This is a genomic window from Phyllobacterium phragmitis, from assembly GCF_002980495.1.
GTDB lineage: Bacteria > Pseudomonadota > Alphaproteobacteria > Rhizobiales > Rhizobiaceae > Paramesorhizobium > Paramesorhizobium phragmitis.
Genome location: NZ_PVBR01000005.1, coordinates 308,549 through 326,176 on the forward strand (window position 1 = coordinate 308,549; position 17,628 = coordinate 326,176).

Genomic DNA, 17,628 nt, shown 5'->3' on the forward strand with positions numbered 1-17,628 from the left:
CTTCCTCACCAGATCCATGGCTCATCTTAGGCCATTGCCAGGTTTTTCGCCACCGGCAGCACGGTATGGGGCCGGCGTACAGATCTGGCCGGAAGGGCGGGTTGCGGTTCATTCTCAATATGAGGTAACGCGAAGTTCGGTTGCGGTTGCGGATTTCATGTCGTTAGATCATCTGGAATGGACCAGATGCTCTACGGAAGAACGACCATGCAGGACACTTTTTCACCCGATGATATTTCCGCGCCGGTGGATGTCGCGCAGCGATGGACCGAGGCGGGACGGACGGTCGCCATCGCCACAGTGATCGAAACCTGGGGGTCTGCACCGCGCCCGGTCGGCAGTCATCTGGTCATCGACGGCGAGGGGAATTTCCACGGCTCGGTATCGGGCGGGTGCGTCGAGGGCTCGGTCATTGCCGAAGCGACGGAGGTGATTGCCGATGGCAAGCCGCGTCTTCTCGAATTCGGCGTTGCCGACGAGACCGCATGGCGGGTGGGGCTTTCCTGCGGTGGTCGGATCAGCGTCTATGTGGAACGGGTCGGCTGATGGATCTCGGCAGTCTCAAAGCGCTTAACGCCGCCCGCCATGCGCGCCGCGCGGTGATGCTGCTCACCGATTTGGGCGAGGGGCGAGAGCGCGTGATCGCTCCCGGTGATGCGGTGGAGGGCGGGCTAGACTCCGCCGTAGGCGATGCATTCCGTTCGGGGAAATCGCGCGTAGTGGAGACGGGCGGGCGCAAGTTCTTCCTCAATGTCCATCTGCCGCCGCCGCGCCTGGTGGTGATCGGAGCGGTGCATGTCAGCCAGGCGCTGGCGCCGATGGCTGAGATTGCCGGATATGACATGGAGATCATCGATCCGCGCACGGCTTTTGCGACGCAGGAGCGTTTCCCCGACGTGCGGTTTCATGCGGAATGGCCGGAAGACGTTTTGAAAGCGCGTCCGCTCGATGCGTTCACTGCGGTCGCCGCACTCACCCATGATCCGAAGATCGACGATTATCCGTTGCGGGAGGCAATCCTCGCCGATTGCTTCTATGTGGGTGCGCTCGGGAGCCGCAAGACTCATGCGGCGCGCGTTAGCAGGCTGAAAGCGACGGGATTGTCGGATGCGCAGATCGGCCGCATTCACGCGCCGATCGGTCTTGATATCGGCGCCGCCAGCCCGGCGGAAATCGCCGTCGCCGTGCTGGGAGAGGTCATCTCGGCGCTGCGTAAACACGGTCCTGAACAAGGTAAAACCGGGAAAGCGTGATGACGCTTTCCCGGTTCTTTGATCTTATTCGATGTCGAACGACACGCCTTGTGCCAGCGGCAGGGCCTTCGAATAGTTGATGGTGTTGGTGGCGCGGCGCATATAGGCTTTCCAGGCGTCGGAGCCGGATTCGCGTCCGCCGCCGGTTTCCTTTTCGCCGCCGAACGCGCCGCCGATTTCCGCGCCCGACGTGCCGATATTGACATTGGCGATGCCGCAATCCGACCCGTCGGCTGCAAGAAAACGCTCGGCTTCCTGCAGGTCCAGCGTGAAGATGGAAGAGGAAAGGCCGGCGCCGACCGCGTTGTGATCACGCAGCGCTTCATCGAAATCGCTGTACTTCATCACATAGAGGATGGGCGCGAACGTCTCTTCCGTCACCGGCGCGACCTGCTTCGGCATCTCGACCAGAGCCGGCTTGACGTAATAGGCATCGGCGTGGCCGGTATCGACGCGCTCGCCGCCGGTGATGTCGCCGCCATTGGCTGCTGCCTGCTTCAGCGCCTTTTGCATGTTGTCGAAAGCGGGTTTGTCGATCAGCGGGCCGACCAGCGCAGATGTCTCCAGCGGGCTGCCGACGGAAACGCTGGTGTAGGCCTTCTTCAGGCGGGGCACCAAGGCGTCATAGACGCTTTCATGCACGAAGAGGCGGCGCAGCGTCGTGCAGCGCTGCCCTGCCGTGCCCATGGCGCCGAAGGCGATGGCGCGTAGCGCCATGTCGAGATCGGCGCTAGCGCAGACGATACCGGCATTGTTGCCGCCGAGTTCGAGGATCGAGCGGGCGAAGCGCCTGGCGAGGCGAGGGCCGACTTCACGGCCCATGCGGGTCGATCCGGTGGCCGAGACGAGCGGCACCTTCGGGCTATCGACAAGCACCTCGCCAATGGCGCGGTCGCCGATCAGCACCTGTGACAGGCCTTCCGGCGCGTCGCCGAAACGCTTCGCGGCACGCGCGAAGATCGCGTTGCAGGCAAGTGCCGTCAGCGGTGACTTTTCCGATGGCTTCCACACCACGGCATTGCCGCAGACCAACGCGAGGGCTGCGTTCCACGACCAGACGGCGACGGGGAAATTGAAGGCGGAGATGACACCGACGACGCCGAGCGGGTGCCAGGTTTCCATCATGCGGTGGCCGGGCCGCTCCGTGGCGATGGTGAGACCGTAGAGCTGACGCGAGAGGCCAACGGCGAAATCACAGATGTCGATCATCTCCTGCACTTCGCCCAGTCCTTCGGACGGGATCTTGCCCGCCTCGATGGAAACGAGCCGGCCCAGTTCGCTCTTGAATTGGCGCAATTCCTCGCCGAGCAGGCGCACCAACTCGCCGCGCTTGGGCGCGGGCACCAGCCGCCATTGACGGAAGGCCTCGTCGGCCTTGGCGATGATCTGTTCCGCTTCCGCCGTGGAATGCGTCTTGAGGCTGGCGATTTGTTCGCCGGTGACCGGCGTGAATGAGGCGAGGTCTCCGGCGGTGTAGGTTGACGCCTCGACGCCGAGTTTTTCGAGAAGGGCGGCTGTTTCGTGTTTTACGTCGGTTTTGGGGGTGGGGGCGTTCATTGGTTTGTCTCTTGTTGGTTGGGTTTTCTATCTGGTTGGAGGGGAACGCGCTTCATCTCACCCCCCTCTGCCTTGCCAGGCATCTCCCCCACAAGGGGGGAGATTGGTTGACACAACGCCTAACGCCTATTCTGCAACGCCTGCGATTGGTGCCGAACGTTCATGAAGGCCTAATCTCCCCCCTTGTGGGGGAGATGCCTGGCAAGGCAGAGGGGGGTAACTTGGCGCGTCCATTCGCCGCTTATTCCGCCGGTTCGCTCGCCTTCACGGCCCGCAGCGCCGCTTCTGCCGATTCCCGCTCGATCCGTGCATAGTGCGCGAATTCATCCAGCACGCTCGCGCCCAGGTCGCTTTCGAAGCGCTTCTGGTTCGGGCTTTCGACAAATCCCTGTGCCTGATCGTCCCCCAGATTGGACTGGAATATACCGGCGGCGCTCACCGGCAGGAAGTCCTCGTAGGTGATCGGATCGAAGCGGATTGCGCCGGCTGCGATGAGTGTTTCCAGATCGTCCGTCTCGGGCACGCTTTTCGCCTTTGCGTCTACCGAATAGGCGAAATAGCCAAGGCCTTGCGCGCGGATATCAGCCCAGTCGTCGGGGAAGGCGCGGAAGACATCTTGAAGCGCCTTTTCATATCGGGAAGCATTCGAACCGTCGGCTGCCGGGCGGACAGCTTTACGGGTCTCATCGAGCAGGCTGTCGTAAAGCGCGCGGCCCTTCGGCGTGAGCGCAATGCCGCGCTGTTCGATCTCGCCGAAGCGGGCCGTGTGCGAGCCCGGCTTCCACGTACCATCCACGTCGATGAAGGAGACCTGCTCCTCCAGGGCCTTGAACGAGGTCTGACGCAGGAGGATCGGACATTCGCGCGTTGGTGGGCCTTCGACCACGGCTTTCGGCGCAATGCCGCGCTCCGGCATTTGCCGTTGCACGGCGTCGATATCGAGCGTGCGCGGCGTCAGATGGTTGATATGCGGGCCCTTGAACGATACGACATCGGCGATGAGACGATGGGCGTCGTGCAGGCGGTGGTAGAGTTCGGCGTTGACATTGGCATGATCATGCCAGCGGAAGGTTTCCAGCACTTCGGCAACGAATTGGGTAGCATCCTGCGTACCAAGCCCGCCCTCTGCCTCCGCCTTCTCGACGAGGGCGATGGCGCCTGATGTGAAAATCCGGCGGGCGGCAAGCGTGCGTAGCGCCTCCTCGCGGAGGCTTTCGTCGGCGATGAGATCGAGCCGCAGGAGCGAGGTGAAAACGCGGAACGGATTGCGCTTCAGCGCCGCATCGCCAACCGGGCGGAAGGCGGTGGAATGGACCGGAACGCCGGCGGAGCTCAGATCGTAATAGCCGACCGGGAACATGCCCATCACCGCGAAGACGCGGCGCATCAAGCTAAGTTCCTCCGCCGTGCCGAGGCGGATGGCGCCATGGCGCTCCTCGGAAATGCGGTCGAGCGAATCCGTCTGCTCCAGCCGTTCGCGCAATTGCGGCGCGGCGTCGAGCGTCGCCTTGTTGATGTCGGCCACCAGTTCAAGCAGCGTGCCGTAGGCTGGCACTTCCTTGCGGTACATGGCGGACATGGCCGCAGAGAATGCCGATCTGATGTCGTCGGCAGAAACGAAACTCTCTTCTTTCATCGTCGAACGCCTCGCATTATGGATGAAGCAGGCTCTGAGAGCGTGCTGTTTGTTTAGCCGCATGCCCTGCTCCGAAAAGTCTGCAACTTTTCGGGGGCATGCTCTATATCATGCAGAAAGCGGATCATATCCGTATGTCTTGTGGTGCGATTGCGATTGTTGCAACTATGTTGATGCGAGGCAGGAATGAAACTTAGCCGCAGGCTCATCCCGGATATCGCCACGCTGCAGGCCTTCGAATGCGCGGCGCGGCACAGCAGCTTCACCCAGGCCGCGCATGAATTGAACCTGACGCAGAGCGCTGTCAGCCGACAGATCAAGGATCTGGAGGGTCAACTCGGCGTGCTGCTCTTCGAGCGCATCCGCCAACGCATATTGCTCTCCGATGCCGGACGCAAATTTCTGCCCGAGGTGCGCCGCCTGCTCAATCAGACCGAGGATACGATGCTGCGCGCCATGGCCGCGGCGCAATCGGCGTCCTCGCTCTCGATCGCCACGCTGCCGACCTTCGGCAGTCGCTGGCTGATGCCGCGCCTGCCGGATTTTCTGAATCTCCATCCGGGTGTGGCGCTTAACATCGCCTCGCGTTCGGCTGTGTTCGATTTCAACGAGCAACCCTTTGATCTCGCCATCCATTACGGCCAGCCGGTGTGGGCGCATGCCACCTGCAACTATCTCTGCAGCGAGATGATCGTTCCGGTGGCGAGCCCATCATTCCTGGGTGACCACCCGATCGACGGGCCCGCTGCGCTCGAGGACGAGCCGCTTTTACATCTGGCGACGCGGCCGAAGATCTGGGCGCAGTGGTTCGAGGGATGCGGCATCGAAGCGCGATCGGCCTATCGCGGCCACCGCTTCGACCAGTTCTCGATGGTGATCGAGGCGGCCATCGCCGGGCTGGGCTTTGCCCTTCTGCCACTCTATCTCATCGAGCAGGAACTGCGGGAAAAGCGCCTGGTGATCATTTTCGATCAGCCGCTCAAGACAGAGAACGACTATTATCTGGTGGTGCCTGAGGGGAAGCACGAAAATCCGCTGACGCAGACCTTCTGCAGCTGGATTGCTGGTCAGGTAGGCAAGAGCGACTATCAGCTGTTGGTTCATTCCGGCGGGGAATGATCTGTTGAGCAAATAGCGCTTCTTCGGAAGTGGTTTATGGATAGAAATTGCCTCTCCCCGCTGCCGTCCCGGCCGGTGGAGCAATCCGTTGCGAAAAGCGATCCCGATGCTCGACGATCCCCGTTCTCACGGTCTTTGGGAAAATATGGCGCCCGCCGCGCCGCAAACGGCATCGTTGCCGGGTGATCTCAATGCCGATGTCGTTATCGTGGGCGGTGGATTCACGGGCTTATCGAGCGCGCTGCATCTGGCCCAAAAGGGCGCGAAGGTGGTGGTGCTCGAAGCGGTCGAAATCGGCTTCGGCGGCTCGGGGCGCAATGTCGGCCTGGTCAATGCCGGCATGTGGGTGATGCCGGACGATCTGCCCGGCGTGCTGGGCGAGGATTATGGCGACCGGCTGCTCAAGCTCCTGGGCAACGCGCCCGATCTCGTCTTCGATCTGATCGGGAAACATAAGATCGAATGCGAGGCGGTGCGCTCCGGCACGTTGCATTGCGGCGTCGGCGCGGCAGGTGTGAGAGAACTCGAACAGCGTGCCGGACAATGGGCGAAGCGCGGCGCGCCGGTGCACCTGCTAGACGCGGATGAGACGGCCAAAAAGGTCGGCTCGACGGTTTATGCCGCGTCGCTTCTCGATCTTCGCGCCGGAACCATCCAGCCGCTCGCCTATGTCAGGGGGCTCGCCCGTGCGGCGATCGAAGCGGGTGCGGATATTTTCACCGGCAGTCCCGTCGTGTCGGCTGAGCGCAGCGGACAGCGCTGGTCGGTGCAGACATCAAGGGGCTCGGTTTCGGCGGACTGGATCGTCGTCGCCACCAATGCCTATACCAAGGCGCCTTGGCCGCAGGTGCGCGCCGAACTGCTGCATCTTCCCTATTTCAACTTTGCCACCGCGCCGCTTTCGGAAAATCTGCGTGCGTTCATCCTGCCGGAGCGTCAGGGTGCATGGGATACGAAGGAGATTCTTTCCTCCTTCCGTTTCGACAGCCAAGGCAGGCTCGTTTTCGGAAGCGTCGGCGCACTGCGTGGCACCGGGACGGCGGTGCACCGCATCTGGGCAAAGCGGGCGCTTGCCCGCATCTTTCCCGATATCGGCGATGTGGAGTTCGAGGCGGGATGGTACGGCAAGATCGGCATGACCAGCGACAGCCTGCCAAAATTCCATCGCCTCGCGCCGAATGTCATCGGCTTCAGCGGCTATAATGGGCGCGGCATCGCGCCGGGCACGGTGTTCGGCCAGGTGCTGGCGCGCCATATCAGTGGGGAGCTCAGTGAGGCCGATCTGCCGCTTCCTATCACCGATCCGCAGGAACAGACGTTTCGCACGTTGCGCGAAGCCTGTTACGAGGCGGGTTCCCAGCTTGCGCATCTGGCTGGCACGATCATTTGATTGTCTGCGTCATGCGCTGACGGTATACTCGCACAAGTTCAGGTCAGTCCCTTCAGGAGCGCGCCATGCCCGATTTTCCTTCCGACGTCCGCTCGATCCTCAACCGTGTCATGGATTCCGCGCCGTCCGATCTGCGCCTCGTAGCACAGCGCCTGCATGATCATGCCGTCGAGGAACGGATGTCGGCTGCGGAGGTCAGGCAGAGTCTGACTGAACTGGGCTATCGCGACATCGCCGAGTTCTGCAGTGATCTCGAGCTCCCGGCACATGTCGCGGAACGCTGGGAACGCTTCGGTGTTTCATCCGAGATGAAGCAGGTCTTCCGGATGCTCATCAACCAGCGTAAGCGGTTTGCCGAAGCAGCGGCTGAATTCGAGAAGCATACGCATATCGGGCTTCTCGATTTCCTGCGCAGCCGCGGCGTTCTTTAAGAGCCTTCACTTTTCAGACGGAAGCGATGCGTTCAGGCGTTCCTCAAACTTGACGGTGGCGAACACCCTATTCCAACCGTAGCAACAGCGGCATCGGCGAGGCACAGGATTCCTGTGACAAGCACAGGCCCGGGCACAGGAATGACGGAAATGAGACGTTTTCGCCCCTATAAGCAACCGTTCTGCGGGCGGAAACGCCTGCAATTGACCGCCAATAACTAAACTGCCGTCATTCCTGTGCCCGGGCCTGTGCTCGTCACAGGAATCCATGTCTCGCCATCTCCACAGTTCCGGCGGTGCAGAATGGTGTAAGGCTAGACGATTCCATCAAAACAGGAACCGCTCTAAAATGAGAACCGCTTTCGACGTTAATCGGTTTCTACCGTCAGGGCCTTCGCCGTTTCGCTGTCGGTGATGAGGACGCTTGCGGAGACCACCTTGAGCGCTGCACGGATGGCCTCGACCTTATCCGTTCCTCCGGCCGCGATGACGACGTTGGGAATGCGTGCGACGATATCCAGATCAATCGCCATTACCTGTCTGTTGACGGGGTGATCCACCAGCCTGCCTTCGGCATCGACGAAGTGGCAGAGGATGTTGGCGACCGCGCCTTTCGCCTTCAGCGGTTTGATCAGGTCGGATGAGACGATGCCATGGCGGAAGACCGTGGCTTTCGGCGACAGGCCGCCGACAGTCAGAAGTGCGATATCGGCCCTGGCGGCTTTGTCCCTGATTTCCTTGAGTGTCGGCTGCGCCCAAAGTGCTTCGCGCAATTTGGGATCATCGACAATGACCGGCGCTGTTATCTGATAGCTGTCTATGCCGAATATCTCCGCAACTTTTGCCGCGACGATGGACGGATTGATCCAGCGCGTGTGCGGCAGGCTGCCGACCAGGGCGACGACGGACGCGTTTTCGAGCGTGCGGCGCTCGATGAATTTCAGGCTGGCATAAAGTGTCGCTCCGCCGCCGATGGCGAGCGTCAGGCCGTTGGCCATCTGCTCGCCCAGATATTTGGCGACCGCATGGCCGATCGCAGTTTCCAGATGTTCCTCGCTTGAAGGTGTCGGGACGACGACTGCGGCGGAGAGGCCCCAGCGGCTTTCAAGCGCCCGTTCGAGCGCGATCTGGGCCGCCGTTTGCCGGTTGATGGTGGTGACGACGATGCCTTCCTCGGTGCAGGCGGCGAGCGTGCGCATCACCTTTACCCGGCTGACCCCAAGCATCTCGGCGATCTGCTCCTGCGTCATCCCCTCGACATAATAGAGCCAGGCCGTCTTGATCTTGAGATTGGAGGAGACCATGGGCAGGGGCGCCCCTTCGGCCCGTTGATTTTTCCTCTCCATGCCTGCTCCTTTTTTCTCCCACATATCACTAACTAAAATAAGTTTGCGACTGTCATATAACTGAATCGCATTTCTCATAATTGATCTATGTCCACTCGCTTTCCGTGCCTATGGGAATGGCAAGCGGGTATTGGCACGTCCGCAAGAATTTTGTTCAAATGTGTTTGACAGGTGACAAATGAACATGAATGATAAATCCGTAGCAGAAAAAAGCGCCCATGTCTTGGCGAGGCCGATGGAGGATCGGGTTTCGCCTCGATATAAAAGACAGGAAAAGCCAAAAAGCCGCTTGGGAGGAAACAGCATGAAAAACATTCTCAAAGGGATGTTCGCCATCCCCGTGGCGCTTGCCGCATCGCTCACTATCGGCGTTGCCCATGCCGAAACGTTGACGCTCTATACATCGCAGCCGGAAGCCGATGCGGCGAAGACCGTCGAGGCCTTCCGCAAGGTCAACCCTGATATCGACGTGCAGGTCTATCGCTCCGGCACCAGCGATATTCTGAGCAAGCTTGCGGCGGAATTCGCCGCCGGCGCACCGCAGCCGGATGTTCTCCTCATCGCCGATGCGGTGTCGATGGAGGGCTTGAAGAAGGACAAGCGCCTGCGCGCTTACGAGAAAGCCAATGTCGATGGTTTTCCAGCCGATTCCTACGATTCCGAAAAGACCTATTTCGGCAGCAAGCTGATCACGACCGGCATCGCCTATAACTCCGCCGCTGCCGAAAAGCCCAAGCATTGGGCCGATCTCGCCAAGCCGGCTTACAAGGGCCAGATCGTCATGCCGAGCCCGCTTTATTCAGGCGCGGCGGCCTATCTTCTCTCGGGCTTCGCGCTCAATCCAGAGCTTGGCTGGAACTATTTCGATAAACTGAAGGAGAATGAACTGGTCAGCGTGCGCGGCAATGGCGCGGTGCTGAAATCGGTTGCCAGCGGTGAGAAGCCTTATGGCATCCTCGTCGATTTCATGGCGCTCAACGCCAAGGCCAAGGGCTCGCCAGTCGAGTTCGTGTTCCCGCCAGAGGGCGTTCCTGCCGTGACCGAACCGGTCGCCATCATGGCGACGGCCAAGAATGCCGCCGGGGCTGAAAAGTTCGTCGACTTCATTCTATCGGACGACGGCCAGAAGCTGGCGCTCGAACAGGGCTATCTTCCGGCCAAGGCGTCCGTCGGGCGTCCTGCCTGGCTGCCTGAAGGGACACAAGTGAAGATCATGTCGATCGACACGCAGAAGGTTCTGCAGCAGACCGATGCCGACAAGAAGCGTTTCTCGGAACTGTTCGGCGGGTAGGATCAACAGAATGCCCAATTCCAAAAGGCATCAGGGCCATGATGCGGCCCTGATCGCGACGGTGGCGGTCGTGGTCGCCGCACTCTCCATCCTGCCGATGTTTCGCTTGAGTCTCGAGATCATCGCCCCGCAGGGCAGGTTTTCGACCATTGCGCTGCAATCCGCACTTTCCAGTTCCGCCACATGGATCGCGACATGGCACTCGCTCCAGGTCGGCATCGGCGGCACGCTGCTCGCCGTCATTCTCGGAACGTCCGTGGCGCTTCTGGTCAGCCTTACCGATATCCGGCTGCGCAGCGCCTTCGTCCTGCTCTTCGTCGCGCCATTGCTTATCGCGCCGCAGGTGACGGCGCTGGCGTGGCTGCAACTGTTCGGGCCGGCGAGCCCGTTTCTCAAGCTGATAGGCCTTGCGCCCCCGCTGGGCAGCCCCAATCCGCTCTATTCGACCGAGGGCATCATCCTGCTGCTCGGCGTGCAATATGCGCCGCTGGTTTTCCTCATCGTCCGCGCCGGCCTGCGCAAGCTGCCGCGTGAGCTGGTCGAGGCGGGTTTGAGCAGCGGCGCCGGCAAATGGATGGTGTTGCGCACCATCATCCTGCCGCTGATGACGCCGTCTATCATCGGGGCGACGGCGCTGGCCTTCGTCTCCTGCGTCGGTAATTTCGGCATCCCCGCCTTTCTCGGCATTCCGGCGAACTATCTCGTCCTGCCAACCCTGATCTATCAGCGGCTTGCCGGAGCCGGGCCGTCGGCCCTATCGGAAGTCGCGGTGCTTTCCATGCTGATCGGTATCATCGCCATGGCGGGGATATTCGCGCAGGATTATGCCGCGCGCCGCCGTGACTACCGCATCGTTTCCACCTCGCTACCGGCGGCTCCCTTCGCGCTCGGGCGCGCGCGGATCATGGTCGAGGTGCTCATCTGGCTTTTGATCCTGCTGATGCTGGTGCTGCCGCTGCTCGGCCTTCTGCTGACGGCGCTGGTGCCGGCCTATGGCGTGCCGCTCAACGTCCAGACAGCGACGCTCGCTAATTTCAAGTTCATCCTGTTCGAGCATGGCTCGGCCAGCCGCGCCTTCGCCAACAGCATCGGCCTTGCGCTCGCCGCCGCAGCCTTTGCCGTGCTGCTGGCCGTGCCGCTCGGTTATCTCATCACATGGCGGAAACGCTGGTGGACGAAGTTTCTCAATCTTTCGGCGGAACTTCCCTATGCGCTGCCCGGCGTGGTGCTCGCCATCGCCTCGCTGCTTCTGTTTTTGAAGCCTATGCCGGTGGTCGGCCTGCAGATCTACAATACGATCTGGATCATTCTCTATGCCTATCTCGCCCGCTTCCTGGTGCTGGCGCTCAGGCCCACCATCACCGGACTGCACCAGATCGACCGGGCGCTGGAGGAGGCGGCGCAGGTGGCGGGCGCAGGCCTGATGCGGCGGATGCGCACCATCATCTTCCCGCTGGTTGCGCCTGCGACACTTGCCGGCGGCGTGCTGATCTTCATGACGGCGTTTTCCGAGCTGACCGTATCGGCATTGCTCTGGGCGTCGGGATCGGAGACCATCGGCGTGGTGATCTTCTCCTTCGAGCAGGGCGGGGATTCCTCCTATGCGGCGGCCATCTCGGTGCTGGTCGTCGCCATCACCTTCATTTTGATGCTCACCACCAATATGTTCTCGCGGCATCTTCCCAGCGGAGTTCTCCCATGGCGGGATTGAAAATCAACAACGTCACCAAGCACTTCTCGGACTTCGCGGCACTGTCGGATGTGACGCTCGATATAGCGGACGGCGAATTCGTCGCCGTGCTCGGCCCCTCGGGCTGCGGCAAGACCACGCTTCTGCGGCTGGTTGCCGGCTTCGAGCAACTCGACAAGGGCGAGATCGTCATCGGCGGCAAAATGATGTCCGGGGGGCGCGCAAACGTGCCGCCCGAAAACCGCAAGGTCGGGATCGTCTTCCAGAACTATGCGCTATGGCCGCATATGAATGTGGCGGAAAATGTCGGCTACAGCCTCAAGGTGGCGAAGGTCGACAGGGCAACACGCGAGAAGCGGATCGAGGAGGCGCTGGCGCTCGTGAACTTGCAGGGCTTTGGCGAGCGGCGTCCGGCCAATCTTTCGGGCGGGCAGCGGCAGCGCGTGGCGCTGGCGCGGTGCCTCGTCGCCGCGCCGTCGCTGGTGCTTTTCGATGAACCGCTCGCCAATCTCGACGTGCACTTGCGCGCCTCGATGGAGGATGAGTTCGCCGCATTCCACAAGCGTACGGGAACCACCATCATCTACATCACCCATGATCAGGCCGAGGCGATGGCGCTGGCCGACCGGATCGCCGTGCTCGACCATGGCAGGCTGGCGCAATTCGCCACGCCGCGCACGCTCTATGAAGAGCCGGCGAACGAGATGGTCGCCTCCTTCATCGCGCAGGGCATGGTGCTGCCCGCCGAGATCCTGTCGGGCGCGCGGGAAGGCTTTTGCCAGGTGCGGATATTGGGGCAGGAAGCGGTGTTGCGCTGCCGTCCTGATGAAATCGCCCGCAATGATGCAAAGGTCTGCGTTCGGGCCGATGATCTCGATGTGGTGGAGACCGGCGGCATCGCCATACGCGTCAAGCGTTCCATCTATCGCGGCGGCGGCTCGCGCATCGAGGCTTTCCCGGTGGAACGACCGGATATCGATCTGCATTTCGACCTGCCCGATCCGGCGAGGCTTGAGGAGGGGGCGGAAACGCGGCTTGCCATCAGGACCGGCTGGGTTATTCCTCAGGCTGAAGGAGCCGGGCATTGATCCGCATCGGGCTGCATGGCGGCTTCGGCGAGAAGGGCCGTACCAGCATCGGCATTGAAGCCGGCGAGCGACATATCCTGCTCGATGCGGGGATCAAGGTTGGCGCGACTGGCCGGGATTATTATCCCCTCATCGATGATGCGGCCATTCGGGCGCTGGATGCGCTGTTCGTCTCGCACGCACATGAGGATCATGTCGGGGGCTTAAGCTGGCTTCTGTCACGCGGCTTCCGGGGGCGTATCTTCATGACGGCGGAAACGTTTGCTGAAAGCCCTGAGACGCTTGCTCATTATGGCGAGAGGGAACATCTCGACGCGTTTCCGCTCGCGGCCAGCGCGGTGGAGATATTCGCGCCGGGAGATGTTATCGATCTCGGCGGATTGAAGATCGCGACGGGCCGCTCCGGCCATGTCGCAGGCGGCGTCTGGTTTGCAGCCGAGGCGGAGGGCCGGCGCGTCGTCTATTCGGCGGATGTAGTGCCGGATAGCAATGTCTTCGTCATGGACCCGCTGCCGCGATGCGATCTGCTCGTCCTCGATGCCTCTTATGGTGCCGATCCCGTATCGGGCAAGGAGCGCGCTGCTGCAATCCAAGAATGGATTGAGATGCATCCCGATGGCTGCCTTCTGCCGACGCCTTTGTCCGGGCGCTCGCTGGAATTGATGGCGATCATGCCGGGGTGCTTCGCCATCCATGCCGGAATGCGCGCGGCGCTTGAAGCGCAGCTTGCGCCGGATATGCTGCTTCTCGGTGCTGTCAGTCTGCTTCGCCAGCGCCTCCAGCAAGCGGAGGACTGGCGCGAGGGCGAGCCGCTTCCTTCTTGTCCGCTTCTCACCGATGACGGCATGGGGCGGGCCGGTCCGTCGGCTACGGTTATTCCGCTAGCCTATGCTCAAAATTATCCGATCCTGCTGACCGGGCATCTTCCGGAGGGAACGCCCGGTCATGCGCTCTACAGCCAGGGCCGCGCGGACTGGATCAGGCTGCCGACGCACCCGACATTATCAGGTCTCGTCGATATCTGGAGTGATGCTGGAAAACCGCCGGTGCTTGGCCATTCCTGTGCGCTCGATGCACTTGACGAGTTGCGCCCGTATCTGCCCCGGCTGCGGACCGACCTTATAACCGGCGATTTCATTGATTTGAAAGACGATTAATATGCGAATTCTTGTCTGCAACGACGACGGCATCGATGCGCCGGGATTAAAACTCCTCGAAGAGGTTGCCCGACGGCTTTCGGATGATGTCCGGGTGGTCGCGCCGGATGGCAAGCGTACGGCGGCAAGCGCTTCGATCACCATCGGCAGGCCACTCACCATACAGCATCTGGGCGACAACCGCTATTCCTGTTCCGGCACGCCGGCCGATTGCGTGGTCACATCAATGACATGGCTCTTCAAGGACGGGACGAAGCCCGATCTGGTCCTCTCCGGCATCAATGACGGGCGAAACACGGCGGAGGATCTCGCCTATTCCGGCACGCTCGGTATTGCCCGCGAAGCGACGTTCTGGGGTATCCCCGCCATTGGCTTTTCACGGGTCAAGAATCCTGATTTGTCTCCGAACGATGCGGATTTTCTGGCGCGTTTTGTTCGCGATCTATGGAAAACACGGGAGACATGGCTACGCGACGGCCATTGGCTGAGCGTCAACCTTCCCGTCTCGCTGCCGGCGCCGGTGCGCCAGCCCCGGATCGGCCGTGATAAGATCGGCACCGTGGCTCAGGTCCTCTCCGAGGAGGCGGACAAGACGGTGCTGATCGTGCCGCGCGGACGGGCGCATGCCAGCACATCAGGCGACGAGAACGATCTCATCGACCAGGGCAATATCTGCATCAACCGGTTGAACTGGTTTGGCGAAACGCCGCTGAAGCAGAAATTGTTGGAGTTGTTGTAGCGGTTCTATTTTGATGAGAGTGTCGGGTTACGCGTCGGCCCGCCGTTGAGTAGCGGAGAGGTTGAGGAATGGATCCCAGTGACAAGCACTGGGATGACGGTAGTTTAGCTGCCGGAGATCGAATTATCAGCTTTTCCGTCTGCAGACCGGCTCTCAAGATGGCGGAAACATCTCCATTTTCGTCATCCCAGTGCTTGTCACTGGGATCCATTCCTCGACGGTGACACAACCCCCAGCGTTCCCCTTTTCCCGTTCATTTCCGCCGCATTGCATCGGCGAGGGCTGCGCCGAAGGCGCCTTGTTGCGCCGGCTTTTCCTGAGGCTTCTGGCTGAAGGAGCGGGGTGCGTTTTTCGGCTGGCGCTCGGCTTGATTGTTGCCGCGTGGCATTGGCGCTTCGCCGTCCTTGCGCATGGTCAAGGCGATGCGCTTGCGGGGGATATCGACCTCCACGACCCGGACTTTGACCACATCGCCCGCCTTCACCACTTCGTGCGGGTCCTTCACGAATTTGTCGGCGAGTTGCGAGACGTGGACGAGGCCGTCCTGATGCACGCCGATATCGACGAAGGCGCCGAAGGCGGCGACGTTGGTCACCGTGCCTTCGAGCATCATGCCGGGTTTCAAATCCTTGATGTCGTCAACGCCATCGGCAAAAGTCGCGGTCTTGAAGCCGGGTCGCGGGTCGCGTCCGGGCTTTTCCAGCTCGGCGATGATGTCGCGGACGGTCGGCAGGCCGAAGCGCTCATCGACGAAGACGCGCGGGTCGAGTGCCTTCAGGGCCGCGCCGTCGGCCATCAGCGCGCGCACATCGCGCCCGCAGGCGGCGACGATTTTCTTGGCGACGCCATAGGCTTCCGGGTGGACGGCAGACGAGTCGAGCGGTTCCGCGCCGTCCGGAATGCGCAGGAAGCCGGCGCATTGCTCAAACGTACGGTTGCCGAGGCGCGCCACTTTCAACAGTTCCTTGCGGCTCTTGAATGGGCCGGTCTGGTCGCGGTGGGCGATGATCGCGTCTGCCAGCGACTGGCCCAGCCCGGAGACGCGGGCGAGCAGCGATGCGGAAGCCGTGTTCAGATCGACGCCGACGGCATTCACCGCATCCTCGACCACCGCATCCAGCGAGCGGGCGAGTCGGGACTGGTCGACATCGTGCTGGTACTGCCCGACGCCGATCGATTTGGGGTCGATCTTGACCAGTTCCGCCAGCGGGTCCTGCAGGCGGCGGGCGATCGAGACCGCGCCGCGCAATGAAACATCGAGGCCGGGGAATTCCATGGCTGCGGCTTCCGATGCGGAATAGACCGAAGCGCCGGCTTCCGAGACGATGACCTTGAGCGGCTTGGGCGCGGGCATGTCGGCCAGCATGTCGGCGACGAGGCGTTCCGTTTCGCGGCTGCCCGTGCCGTTGCCGATGGCGATGAGCTCGATCTTGTGCTTGGCTATGAGGCTGGCGATTTCGGCTTGCGCGCCGCGCACATCGTTCCTCGGCTGGAAGGGATAGACGGTGGCGGTGTCGAGTAGCTTGCCGGTGCCATCAACTATCGCCACCTTGACGCCGGTGCGGATGCCGGGGTCGAGGCCCATGGTGGCGCGCGATCCGGCGGGGGCTGCAAGGAGCAAATCCTTCAGATTGCGGGCGAAGACGTGGATCGCCTCTTCCTCGGCGCGCTCGCGCAATTCGCGCATCAGGTCGAGCGAGAGGTGGAGCGACAGTTTCACCCGCCATGTCCAGCCGGCGACTTCCATTAGCCAGCGGTCGCCAGGCAGGGTTGCGCCGATGGAATAGGCGGCGGCGATCATCCGATGCACCGGTTTGACCGGGGAGGTATCGTCCGCATCGACTTCGATTTCCAGCGACAGGAAATCCTCGTTGCGGCCACGCAGCATGGCGAGTGCGCGGTGGCCCGCCACCGTGGCCCAGCGCTCGGCATGGTCGAAATAATCGGAGAATTTCGCGCCCGCCTCCTGCTTTCCGTCCACGACGCGCGAACGCAGGAAGGCGCGATCCTTGAGATGATTGCGCAGCCGTCCGATGAGATCGGCGTTTTCGGCGAAGCCTTCGGCGATGATGTCGCGCGCGCCTTCGAGCGCCGTTTTTACATCAGGCACGTCATCGGTGATGTAGGATGCGGCCAGCTCAGTGGGAACGATGCGGCGGTCGGCGAGGATCGTCTCGGCCAGCGGTCCAAGCCCGCGTTCACGCGCGATCTCGGCGCGGGTGCGGCGCTTCGGCTTGTAGGGCAGGTAGATATCCTCAAGCTCCGCCTTGGTGCCGACAGCGCCAAGCTTTGCCAGCAGTTCCGGCGTCAGCTTGCCCTGCGAGCGGATGGATTCGACGATTGTTGTGCGCCGCGCCTCGAGCTCGCGCAGATAGGAGAGGCGCTCGGCGAGCAGGCGCAATTGCGTGTCGTCAAGCCCGCCGGTCGCCTCCTTGCGGTAGCGCGCGACGAAGGGGACGGTCGATCCCTCGTCAAGCAGTGTGATCGCGGCAGCGGCCTGATCGGGACGCGCATTGATTTCGGCTGCAATGATCGGGGCGAGGCGCTTGATGTCGTCGAGCATGTCGGTCTCGTGCTGGTGAAGGGACGGCGAGCATAGTCGGATGGCTCATGGGCGCAATCAAGGCGAGACGCTCATTTGGATATTCCACAGGGAAAGCATTGGCAGGACGCCGCCCCCGCCGTCATTCTCGGGCTTGTCCCGAGAATCTGCCGACAAAAAAAGAAAAGCAATTGCCGTTCTGATAGCGCAGCAGATTCTCGGGACAAGCCCGAGAATGACGGCCAGGGGGAACTGCTTCAAGCTAGTCACATGGAACGAAAGTAGGCATCATTTTGTTGGGCTTCTGTCCTAAGGAGCAGGAGTTTGATTGATGGTCGGCAGGCAAGCGGATGTCGTCGTTCTGAGCGACGCGGATAGGAACTTCCTCG

General features: G+C 61.7%; 14 protein-coding genes. 10 read left to right on the forward strand and 4 right to left on the reverse strand.

Annotation, left to right across the window (positions count from 1 at the left end; genetic code table 11):
- The first annotated feature begins 207 nt into the window (after nt 1-207).
- Both C5748_RS09385 and C5748_RS09390 read left to right on the forward strand, forming a co-directional pair.
- Entirely contained in the window at nt 208-546 is a 339-nt protein-coding gene (locus C5748_RS09385; protein WP_105741659.1) for an XdhC family protein, read from the forward strand.
- Nucleotides 546-1,253 (forward strand): XdhC family protein, encoded by a 708-nt coding sequence (locus C5748_RS09390; RefSeq protein ID WP_105741660.1) that lies wholly within the window; start codon nt 546-548, stop codon nt 1,251-1,253. Before C5748_RS09385 ends, C5748_RS09390 begins: the two co-directional genes overlap by 1 nt.
- A gap of 24 nt (nt 1,254-1,277) precedes the next feature.
- On the opposite strand, the gene amaB is transcribed toward C5748_RS09390, so the two are convergent.
- Both amaB and hglS read right to left on the reverse strand, forming a co-directional pair.
- Entirely contained in the window at nt 1,278-2,810 is a 1,533-nt protein-coding gene (gene amaB / locus C5748_RS09395) for an L-piperidine-6-carboxylate dehydrogenase (protein ID WP_105741661.1), read from the reverse strand.
- A gap of 241 nt (nt 2,811-3,051) precedes the next feature.
- On the reverse strand, nt 3,052-4,446 hold the full coding sequence (gene hglS / locus C5748_RS09405; protein WP_105741709.1) for a 2-oxoadipate dioxygenase/decarboxylase HglS: 1,395 nt from the start codon (nt 4,444-4,446) through the stop codon (nt 3,052-3,054).
- Between the two features lie 186 nt (nt 4,447-4,632).
- On the opposite strand from hglS, the gene C5748_RS09410 reads away from it, so the two are divergent.
- From C5748_RS09410 to C5748_RS09420, 3 genes are all read left to right on the forward strand, one after another.
- Nucleotides 4,633-5,565: a LysR family transcriptional regulator gene (locus C5748_RS09410; protein WP_105741662.1), complete on the forward strand. Its 933-nt coding sequence runs from the start codon at nt 4,633-4,635 to the stop codon at nt 5,563-5,565.
- 106 nt (nt 5,566-5,671) lie between these two features.
- A complete protein-coding gene (locus C5748_RS09415; protein WP_105741663.1) occupies nt 5,672-6,955 on the forward strand; it encodes an NAD(P)/FAD-dependent oxidoreductase in 1,284 nt (427 codons plus the stop codon).
- 65 nt (nt 6,956-7,020) lie between these two features.
- Nucleotides 7,021-7,386, forward strand: coding sequence for a hypothetical protein (locus tag C5748_RS09420; RefSeq protein WP_105741664.1), 366 nt, complete (start codon nt 7,021-7,023; stop codon nt 7,384-7,386).
- Nucleotides 7,387-7,754: 368 nt separating this feature from the next.
- Here C5748_RS09420 and C5748_RS09425 read toward each other — a convergent pair whose 3' ends face one another.
- A complete protein-coding gene (locus C5748_RS09425) occupies nt 7,755-8,732 on the reverse strand; it encodes a sugar-binding transcriptional regulator (protein WP_105741665.1) in 978 nt (325 codons plus the stop codon).
- Between the two features lie 304 nt (nt 8,733-9,036).
- Between C5748_RS09425 and C5748_RS09430 the strand changes: the two genes are divergently transcribed.
- Genes C5748_RS09430 through C5748_RS09450 form a run of 5 tightly spaced genes read left to right on the forward strand, consistent with a single transcriptional unit; the run spans nt 9,037 to nt 14,697 of the window.
- Nucleotides 9,037-10,023 carry an ABC transporter substrate-binding protein gene (locus C5748_RS09430; protein ID WP_105741666.1) on the forward strand — a complete coding sequence of 329 codons (987 nt, stop codon included), beginning with the start codon at nt 9,037-9,039 and terminating at the stop codon, nt 10,021-10,023.
- 10 nt (nt 10,024-10,033) lie between these two features.
- Nucleotides 10,034-11,734: an ABC transporter permease gene (locus tag C5748_RS09435; RefSeq protein ID WP_105741667.1), complete on the forward strand. Its 1,701-nt coding sequence runs from the start codon at nt 10,034-10,036 to the stop codon at nt 11,732-11,734.
- Nucleotides 11,722-12,801, forward strand: coding sequence for an ABC transporter ATP-binding protein (locus tag C5748_RS09440; RefSeq protein WP_105741668.1), 1,080 nt, complete (start codon nt 11,722-11,724; stop codon nt 12,799-12,801). Before C5748_RS09435 ends, C5748_RS09440 begins: the two co-directional genes overlap by 13 nt.
- Nucleotides 12,798-13,958, forward strand: a complete 1,161-nt coding sequence (locus C5748_RS09445; RefSeq protein ID WP_342588351.1) for an MBL fold metallo-hydrolase — start codon at nt 12,798-12,800, stop codon at nt 13,956-13,958. Before C5748_RS09440 ends, C5748_RS09445 begins: the two co-directional genes overlap by 4 nt.
- A gap of 1 nt (nt 13,959) precedes the next feature.
- Nucleotides 13,960-14,697 carry a 5'/3'-nucleotidase SurE gene (locus C5748_RS09450; RefSeq protein WP_105741669.1) on the forward strand — a complete coding sequence of 246 codons (738 nt, stop codon included), beginning with the start codon at nt 13,960-13,962 and terminating at the stop codon, nt 14,695-14,697.
- Nucleotides 14,698-14,950: 253 nt separating this feature from the next.
- On the opposite strand, the gene C5748_RS09455 is transcribed toward C5748_RS09450, so the two are convergent.
- The gene (locus C5748_RS09455) at nt 14,951-17,260 is read right to left on the reverse strand and encodes a Tex family protein (protein WP_105741670.1); all 2,310 of its coding nucleotides are present in this window, start codon (nt 17,258-17,260) and stop codon (nt 14,951-14,953) included.
- Nucleotides 17,261-17,628 lie beyond the last annotated feature (368 nt).